This is a genomic window from Sphingomonas sp. CCH9-F2 (assembly GCF_001556735.1).
GTDB lineage: Bacteria > Pseudomonadota > Alphaproteobacteria > Sphingomonadales > Sphingomonadaceae > Sphingomonas > Sphingomonas ginsenosidimutans.
Map to the genome: position 1 here is coordinate 1 of NZ_LSJO01000224.1, position 8283 is coordinate 8283.

8 protein-coding genes and 1 tRNA gene are annotated in these 8283 nt (G+C 64.4%); 4 read left to right on the forward strand and 5 right to left on the reverse strand.

The features are described 5' to 3' along the window. Positions 1–124: 124 nt before the first annotated feature. The 5 genes from AX685_RS06745 to AX685_RS06760 all read right to left on the reverse strand — a co-directional run bounded on the left by AX685_RS06745 (position 125) and on the right by AX685_RS06760 (position 4277). Positions 125–1330, reverse strand: a complete 1206-nt coding sequence (locus AX685_RS06745) for a hypothetical protein (RefSeq protein ID WP_197418513.1) — start codon at positions 1328–1330, stop codon at positions 125–127. 95 nt (positions 1331–1425) lie between these two features. Further along, the gene (locus tag AX685_RS23500) at positions 1426–1815 is read right to left on the reverse strand and encodes a recombinase family protein (protein ID WP_443026253.1); all 390 of its coding nucleotides are present in this window, start codon (positions 1813–1815) and stop codon (positions 1426–1428) included. Beyond that, positions 1815–2057, reverse strand: a complete 243-nt coding sequence (locus tag AX685_RS06750; RefSeq protein WP_197418514.1) for a helix-turn-helix domain-containing protein — start codon at positions 2055–2057, stop codon at positions 1815–1817. The genes AX685_RS23500 and AX685_RS06750 overlap by 1 nt, the downstream gene beginning before the upstream one ends. 267 nt (positions 2058–2324) lie before the next feature. Continuing rightward, positions 2325–4013: a DUF6538 domain-containing protein gene (locus AX685_RS06755; RefSeq protein ID WP_082740653.1), complete on the reverse strand. Its 1689-nt coding sequence runs from the start codon at positions 4011–4013 to the stop codon at positions 2325–2327. 174 nt (positions 4014–4187) lie between these two features. Continuing rightward, positions 4188–4277: transfer RNA gene (locus tag AX685_RS06760), tRNA-Ser, on the reverse strand. Between the two features lie 246 nt (positions 4278–4523). Here AX685_RS06760 and AX685_RS06765 point away from each other — a divergent pair. From AX685_RS06765 to AX685_RS06775, 4 genes are all read left to right on the forward strand, one after another. Next, the gene (locus AX685_RS06765; protein WP_066486798.1) at positions 4524–5261 is read left to right on the forward strand and encodes a DUF1134 domain-containing protein; all 738 of its coding nucleotides are present in this window, start codon (positions 4524–4526) and stop codon (positions 5259–5261) included. A gap of 88 nt (positions 5262–5349) precedes the next feature. After that, positions 5350–5493 (forward strand): hypothetical protein, encoded by a 144-nt coding sequence (locus AX685_RS21475; protein WP_197418515.1) that lies wholly within the window; start codon positions 5350–5352, stop codon positions 5491–5493. Between the two features lie 77 nt (positions 5494–5570). After that, positions 5571–6023 carry a hypothetical protein gene (locus tag AX685_RS06770; protein ID WP_070321614.1) on the forward strand — a complete coding sequence of 151 codons (453 nt, stop codon included), beginning with the start codon at positions 5571–5573 and terminating at the stop codon, positions 6021–6023. Positions 6024–6121: 98 nt separating this feature from the next. Further along, a partial coding sequence (locus AX685_RS06775; protein WP_066486793.1) for a TonB-dependent receptor occupies positions 6122–8283 on the forward strand: 2162 nt, incomplete at its 3' end.

The window sequence follows — 8283 nt, forward strand, 5'->3', positions numbered from 1 at the left end:
ATGCGCGAAAACCACGGTCAGTCTCTGGTTGCCGCTGGATGAAAGACTGGGGTCACGTCACCGCCGTCCCAGAATGAAGGCCAGTCGTGTAGTGGCTTCAACGCGACCCCATGGGGCGGTGTTTTCATTTCATATCTCCTTCCGTTGCTTTATCGGTGGAAATCTCCGCTGGTATGAGCGGCCAGAGATCCAAAATCTCTACCAACAAGTCCGCGCTGCCCTCGTACTGATGTAGCCAGCCCAGCACGCTCCTCCTGAGGCGCTGGACACGCTTGTTCCGTGCGGCTGCCACGTTAAGGGCACGCGCTTCTTCGATAGCGATGTGAGTGCGAAGGACGAACTCGTCCTTCCTTGCGGGATCGATTTTGATCCTCAGCTTTCCTTCGGACCACCGATGCCAGCGGCCACAGAAATAGAACGGCTGGCTTGCCGGACCGGACGATATACGGCCGGCGAGTTCGTCCGGGTTTGCTTCGAAATGCAAGCAGATCGATGCGTTGAGGACTTGCCTTACAAGCCCTTCAGACGTCGCGTCCGCAAGGAGGACAATTAGATTGTCTCCGTGGCTAGCCACGCGAACAGCGTCACCGACGGCGGCGACGTCCCGGAGGACGTTAGCCAACACCAGCTCAGCTGCGACGCTTGAGAGGGCGGAGCCTTCTGCGATGCCGCAGATGGACGAACTCGCCTGGGCGTGATGAGCCTTGTTCTCCAGGGGACCTATGAGAGCAGGCTTGAGGTACTTCGTACGAGCACGTGGCTTGAAGAAGACCTCATTCATGACCTTCCCTGGAAGGGGGAGGGCATCTGCCACACTGCTGTGCCTGATGGTGGCGAAGCAGCGGGGAATGTCTATTGTTACTACCCGGGCAGCAGTCGGCATGTTCTCACCGAGCCACTGCTCAAATTTGGGCCGTCCGCCGGTGCGCGGGCTCATAAACTGTGTCGCATAAGGAGTGCTGACGGCGTTCACGGCGGCAGCGGCAAGCAGCTCCTCAGCGAACTGAAATACATTCGCCTGAACGATGTATCTGTAACTGGTGCCGTCGCGCTTCGGTCTGGGAATGGCGACGGGGTTTCCGCCGCTGTATCGCCAGGCTGACGTCGACGCGGCAATCAGCGGAATTGCGATCAGGTCCTTGTCAGGTAGCTTCGAGAGCGGGCCATGCTTGCGCCGAAATGCCCTGGCAAAAGCGTGGGTCCGCGCGGAGGAGCTGGCGAGGTAACGCCGAACTGCGCGGCGTAGCTTCCCCGCCTTGCCCGCGCCGGCGAGAGCGGTGAGTGCCCGCCGCATCATCCGGTCACGAGATGCACAGGTCGCAATATACACGCGAGCCATATCGGCAGACGCAACCGGAGCCGGCTCGTCCCAGCAAATCGGCCATTTGCCTTGACTTGCAAGCGACGCGCAGAGGTGGTCCGAGATCACGGGCATCCCTTCCCACCGATCCTAATAGCGTGGGTCTTCTTAGCGGGCGTGCAGCTACCACCGATCCACCTAGACGATGCTTCGTCGTAACGAGAGCGAGGAGCATAGCTAACGGGGCGCGCGCGAGCAGCTTCGGACAGCGAATGCTTGCAAGCAGCCAGTCCGAGTGCCGCGGCCCGATCCATGACGCGAAGCATAGTGGCGTAGCTCCACGGTCTTCCGCTAGGTGCCTTTACCCCGTCGGCATTAAGTGCTTCCGCAATCGCGCGGACACAGACAATGCCCGCGGCCTGGCATTCGCGGATGAGCGGCGCGACTTGCCGGACATCGGCTTCGAACCCACGCCTGCGGTTGCCCGCCACCTTTACCTTGATCGTGACAGCCATCAGTTCGCTCCCCGGGGAAGACCGGCACGGCTGGCGATCCACGCGTCGAGGTCGGCACGATGATAGAAGGACGACTTGCCGATGATATGATGAACGGGGCCGCGCCCGTGACACGCCCAATGAGCGAGCGCACTGATAGACACACCGATGTAGATCGCGGCTTCGGCGCGGGTGAACAGGTTCGGGTCGAGCGGCCTGTTGAGGCGCAGCTTGCGCTTTCTATGGTGTACGTAGTCCGACACTTCGACCTCCAAGACGAAAGTGCAGGCCAACCAAACGAGCCCCATGCTCGTCACTCAAGAACCTGCGGTGCGGGGTATGACGCGAGCCGGGTACAAGCGCCCGGCTCTGGGTCCGCGCTCATCGGTCGGATGATGAGCTTCGTCTTAGCATGACCAAAGGTCGCTCTTCGTTTGCAGCACTACACCGCATGCGTCAACATGCTTTTGCATTGGTCGGCGCATCATACGCCAATCGGGCTACAATTTCATACGTGTTCGCTTACCCTTTTAACCGGCCTCCAATAACTCAAGCACGCTCACTTTGTGGCGCATCGCCTTGACGGCATTGTACATCACCTCAAGCGAAACGCCGTGACCATATCCCCCGCTCGTGGTCCCCTCGTCGTGCCCGATCACCTTGTCGATTACGTACTGCGGAACGAGCGCATCACGGAAAGCGTCCTCGGCGTTATGCCTCAGGCTGTGGAAGACGAGAGCGGGATCGCTCAGGCCAACCGCATCCATCAGGCGCCCGAACCACTTGCTGTATACCGTCGAGGCTTGACCATCCGCGCCCATCTTGATCTCGAAGAATAGCCGCTTTGACCTGCGATCTCGCCTCCGCTTCGACACGAATTCGGCAAAGCCCAAACCCATCACATCCGGGTGAAGCGGGATCTTTCGCACGCCAGCTTCCGATTTCACGTGCTTGGCGCTGTCGGACCCCGGAGGGCCCGCCCCGTCTTCTGTGATATGCAGATAGGGAATGTCTCCATCAACGTACACATCGGTCAGATGGAGCTGCACCAGTTCCCCGACACGCGCACCGCAATAAAAACCTAATATAGGGATCCAGAAATGGGCGTTCCGGATCTCGCGGCTACCCTTAACCAGAAGCCGACGGAAGCTTTGGCAACCCGTGAAGACGGGCGCCGAAAAGAGTATCGTCAGCTCTTCTGCTGAAAATGGACGCCTCTTTGGCCTTCCTTTCGTACGCTTGGACACCGCGACCTTGATGTTTTCGGCGGGATTATGGTCAACGTAGCCCTGTTCCGAACGACACCACCTGAAAAATGCCTGTGTCGGGACGAAAACTAATGCCGCCGTTGTATCGCTGATGCGATGCGCGGCATTTGCGGCCTGCCGTTGCAAGAACGTCTGCGTTGCATGACCACTGTTGCGCCGTAGGCGGATTACAGCATCGCGATAAGTACGAACGTCGGCGGTGGTGATTGTCGCCAGTAGCCGTTCAGCACCAAAGTGCTGCTGGAGGAAGCTGAGCCGGCTGACGCGGCTGCGGTGCGTCTTCGCCGTCCAACTCTTGCCCTTCGTCTCGAGATACTCGGATATGGCCTCACCGAGCGTTGGCCCCAGCACATCGCTTGTGCCATTAGCTCCGGGAGGAGACGCCCGGAAAAGTGGATCGACGGGCACAAACTCGGCAAGGCGGTCAGATGTCCGCAACTGCAGAAGGCGCTCTCGCTCGATCAGTGCTCTGGCAGCGCCGTCAAGGATATCATCGCGCCGGTCAGGGCTAAGATCGCCGAGCAACGTGCCGGTGGGCGCAAGTGCGCGAACCGCAACCTCGTGGACGGCAGCACCGAAATTGCCACAAGCGCGCTGCTCTCGCAAGCCTACCATCACTTCCGTGGAGCTATACAACTGCTCGTTGCGCTCCCAGTCGGAAAGACGCCCAGTGACGGACGCCTCGGTTTCGGCCGTCAGGTCGCGGAGCACCCCATTGATCCGAATGCGAACCTCATCCTTCGAAATTCCCAGCTTCACCATTTCGAAAACCTCAAACATTCGCGCAGCGTAAACCGCTGCCAACGTCCGGGCTCGGGTTAGTTGATATGTGCGCAATGACCGACGCACCTCCGTCAACCCGACCAGCGACCGAATGTCGTCCGGAACACGCACCCGAAGGTGAAAAATGCCGGATCGACGCTCTAGGTGCTGGACACGGGTTCCGGTCATGCCGGCGCATCCAAGATACAGCCCCACCACGTTCGGGCTGCCTCAGCCGATACAAGCCCTCGGCAAACGGGGAGCCCTCGACAGGCTCTTATGTAGCGGTCAGTGGAGCGATCATCGCTGCCCCTTTTGACCGGCATTTTTAAGTCGTTGTTTGTCCAGCATAAACTGGAAATATGGCGGAGACGGAGGGATTCGAACCCTCGGTACGGTTTCCCGTACGACGCTTTAGCAAAGCGTTGGTTTCAGCCACTCACCCACGTCTCCGGGTCACGGCGTGAGGCGGGGCTATAGCGAGCGCTTTCGGCGCGATCAATGCCTTGGTTGCGGCTTCCGTCGGTCGCGTTCGTGACTCGGATCGTCGTGCGTTCATTGTGGGGACAGGCTGCCGCAGGCTACAGTCGCCCGATCGGGTGGCGGGATGACGACATGACGGCAACGGGATACAGGGCGGGCAGCAAGGGCGTGGCGGTGACGCGCGCGCGGGTCGGACGGGCGGCGGCGCGCGCGGTGATGACGCTTGCCGCCGCGGCGGCGCTGACCGGCAGCGCGGTGGCGCAGGTGCGGACGATCGATCCCAACGCCGGGATCGACGCCGACGTCACCGGCACCGCCTCGCGCAGCCCCGCGCCGACGCCAGGCCCGTCCTACCCGCCGCCGACGGAGCCGGCCTATCCCGACGCGCCCGCCGCCGCGCCAGCGCCGCGCGCGACGCCCGCACCGTCCGCGAACCCGGAAACCCGCGCCGAAGCGACGACGCAGGCCGCCTCCACCTATCGCCGCGACGATCTGATCGCGGCCGGCGAAGGGGTGTTCGGCCGCGGCGCCGAGGGCTTCGCGCAGATCATCGAGAAGATCCTGAAGGATCAGGGCGAACCCAACGCCTATATCGCCGGGCGCGAGGCGTCGGGCGCGTTCGTGCTGGGGTTGCGTTACGGCTCGGGGGTGATGACGCACAAGGTGGAGGGGCAGCGCCCCGTCTACTGGACCGGACCGTCGGTCGGCTTCGACGTCGGCGGGGACGCCAACAAGGTGTTCGTGCTGGTGTACAACCTGTACGACACGCAGGACCTGTTCACGCGCTTCCCCGGCGCGGAGGGGCGGCTGTACTTCGTCGGCGGCTTTGCGGCGACCTATCTGCGCAAGGGCAATGTCGTCCTGATCCCGGTGCGGCTGGGGGTCGGCTGGCGCGCGGGCGTCAACGTCGGCTACATGAAGTTCACCGAAGAGTCGAAGTGGCTGCCGTTCTGATTTCCGCAACCGATCGCCCCGTTGGTCGTTGAAACGCCACGGTTCGACGCGAGAGGGTAACGAACGAATGCGCGCTCACGATGACGGCATGATGCTTTCTCCGCGGCTGTCCGATCTGCCGCGCGATGAGCGGATGGCGGCGCTGTACCAACGCGCGCAGCAGCGCAAGGCCGCGTGGCAGGCGATGCGCGTCCCCGCCGATGGTCTGTGGAGCCGCTGGTTCGGCCGCTGACCCTCGTCCTGCCTCCCGGCGGGGGTGGGACAAAATGTGCCAGTGACAGGCAAGGCGCGCGGCGATAGGCGAGCGACGTGTCCGCGCTCCGGCGCCTCCTGCGCCAACGCCTCATCGTCGCGTGCCTGATGGCAGCGGTGCTGGCGCTGAAGCTGCTGGTGCCGACCGGCTATATGATCGCCGCGGAAGCCGGGCAGGTCGATATCGTGCTGTGTCCCGGGACAATGCCGGCGCCACCCCCGGCCGGGCACCACGCGATGCCGGCGATGATGGGCGCGATGCAACAGCACGCCGCGACGGCCCACGACCATTCCGAGCACCGCGACCACCGCGAACATCCCGCCACGCAAATGCCCTGCGCGTTCGCCGGCCTGTCCGCCGCGGTGCTGAGCGCTGCCGACCCGGTATTGATCGTGGCGCTGCTCGCGTTCGTCATGGCGAGCGCGCTCGGCCCGATCCTGCTGCCGGCACCCTTCCCGTCCGCCTATCTGCGCCCGCCGTTGCGCGGTCCCCCCGCCCGCCTGACCTGACCACCATTGAGCAGCGCCGCCCGCGCTCGTGCGGGCGGCGCGTCGTTATGTCGCGCCCGCGCACGGTTCCGCCGCGCCGGGCCGGTCAAGGTTGATCCATGTCCCGACACCATCATTCGGTCGGCGCCGCCGCGCGCTGCCTGCTGCCCGTCCTGTTCGCCGCGCTTCCGCTCGCCGCCCGTGCGGAGGAACATCCCGCCGCCGAGGCGCCTGATCGCGCCGCCGACATCACCGTCATCGGCGAGCGTGACCCCACGCGGCTCGATGTCCCCACGCCCACCGTCAGCCGTCTGGGCCTGACCCCGCGCGAAACCCCCGCGACGCTCGACGTCGTCACGCAGGCGACGATGCAGGCGAAGGGGCTGCGCACCGCGGTGGAGGTGTATGACAGCACCCCCGGCGTCGTCGCCGGGCTGCTCCCCGGCGAACCGGCCAGCGCGTCGATGCGCGGCTTTTCGACGGGCGCGGTCTCCTATCTGTTCGACGGGATGCGCATCGCCGATTCGACGATCCTCAACCGCAATTACGACAGCTTCGCCTTCGACCGGATCGAGGTGCTGAAGGGCCCCGCGTCGATCCTGTACGGCGACGGCGCGCTGGCCGGCGCGATCAACCTGGTGCCCAAAAAGCCGACTACCGACGCGCGCCATGTCGACGCGCTGGCCAGCTACGGCAGCTTCGACAGCTGGCGGCTGGGCGCCGGCATCAACCAGCCGCTCGGCACCACCGCGGCGCTGCGCAGCGACCTGTCGGCATCGCGCAGCGGCGGCTATGTCGACGATACACGGACGCGCACGCTGCAATCCACCAACAGCCTGGCGTTGAACCCCACGTCGCGGCTGTCGGTACTGCTGGCATTCGACTATTTCGGCGAACGCAATCGCACCCCCTATCAGGGCGCACCCTTGCTGCCCGCCGCGGTCGCACGCGATCCGTCGGATGTGGTCCACAGCACCGCCGGGCTGGTGCTCGACCGCGCGATCCGCGACCGCAACTACAATGTCACCGACGGGCGCGCCGATTCGGACGCTTACTGGGGCCGCGCGCGCATCGCCTGGACGCTGGCGGACGGCTGGACGCTGACCGACGAGGCGAATCTGTATCGCGGCGACCGCACGTGGGAGAATTCGGAGGATTTCACCTACAACCCCGCCACCGCGCTGTTCGACCGCTCCACCACGAAGATCACCCACGATCACGACAGCTGGTCGAACCGCGCCTTCCTGACCGGCGACACGACCATTGCCGGGCTGCGCAACCGCGTGAACGTTGGCGCGGAATATAATGAGGCGCATTTCATCACCCACCGCCGCTTCGGCACCACCACGTCGGTGTCGCCGTTCGCGCCGGTGCGCGGCACCTTCCCCGCCGACGTCGCCGCCAATTTCCCCGGCGCCGGCAACCGTGCCGACTTCACCTCGCGCGTCGCCAGCTGGGCTGTGTTTGCGGAGGACGCGCTGAACCTCACCGATCGCTGGCTGCTCCTCGCGGGTCTGCGCCACGACACGATCGATCTCGACCGCCGCGTCGACGACCTCAACCAGGGGACGACACAGCGGTTCGGGCGCCGGTTCCACGCACTGTCGGGACGGATCGGCAGCGTCTATGACGTCGCGCCGACGACGCAGCTCTATGCGCAATACAGCCATGCGATCACCCCGGTCGGCTCGCTGCTGCTGTCGAACGTGCTGCGCGCCAGCGTCGATCTGACGCGCGGCGATTCGGTGGAAGGCGGGGTGAAGACCAGCCTGTTCGGCGACCGGCTGGCGCTGACCGCAGCGGGTTACTGGATCCGGCAGAGCGGCATCCTGACCCGTAATTCCACCCTTCCGTCGGTACAGGTGCAGGGCGGCGTGCAATCGTCGCGCGGGGTGGAACTGTCCGCGGTCGGCACGCTGTCGCGCCACTGGACGCTGGACGCCAATGCCGCCTTGCTGCGCGCCCGGTTCGACGAACTGACCGGCGCGGGCGATGTCGACCTGACCGGCAAGCGCCCGGTCAACGTGCCGCAACGGCTGGCCAATCTGACGCTCGCCTATCACGCCGATGCGCTGCCGCTGACGGTCAGCGGCTCGCTGCGGCATGTCGGTGATATCTATACCAGCACCGCGAACACCGTTCGCGTCGACGGCTATACGCTGCTGGATGCGGGGATCGCCTATCGCCTGCCGCAGGCGACGGTGTCGCTGCGCGTGCGCAACATCGCCGATCGCTTCTACGCTTACTGGTCGGGCTATAGCGCGACGCAGGTCTATGTCGG

Bases quoted from the DNA above. Each gene is read 5' to 3' on its own strand.
- AX685_RS23500 (WP_443026253.1), bottom strand. From the start codon at position 1,815: ATGGCTGTCACGATCAAGGTAAAGGTGGCGGGCAACCGCAGGCGTGGG.
- AX685_RS06755 (WP_082740653.1), bottom strand. From the start codon at position 4,013: ATGACCGGAACCCGTGTCCAGCACCTAGAGCGTCGATCCGGCATTTTT.
- AX685_RS06765 (WP_066486798.1), top strand. From the start codon at position 4,524: ATGACGCTTGCCGCCGCGGCGGCGCTGACCGGCAGCGCGGTGGCGCAG.
- AX685_RS21475 (WP_197418515.1), top strand. From the start codon at position 5,350: ATGATGCTTTCTCCGCGGCTGTCCGATCTGCCGCGCGATGAGCGGATG.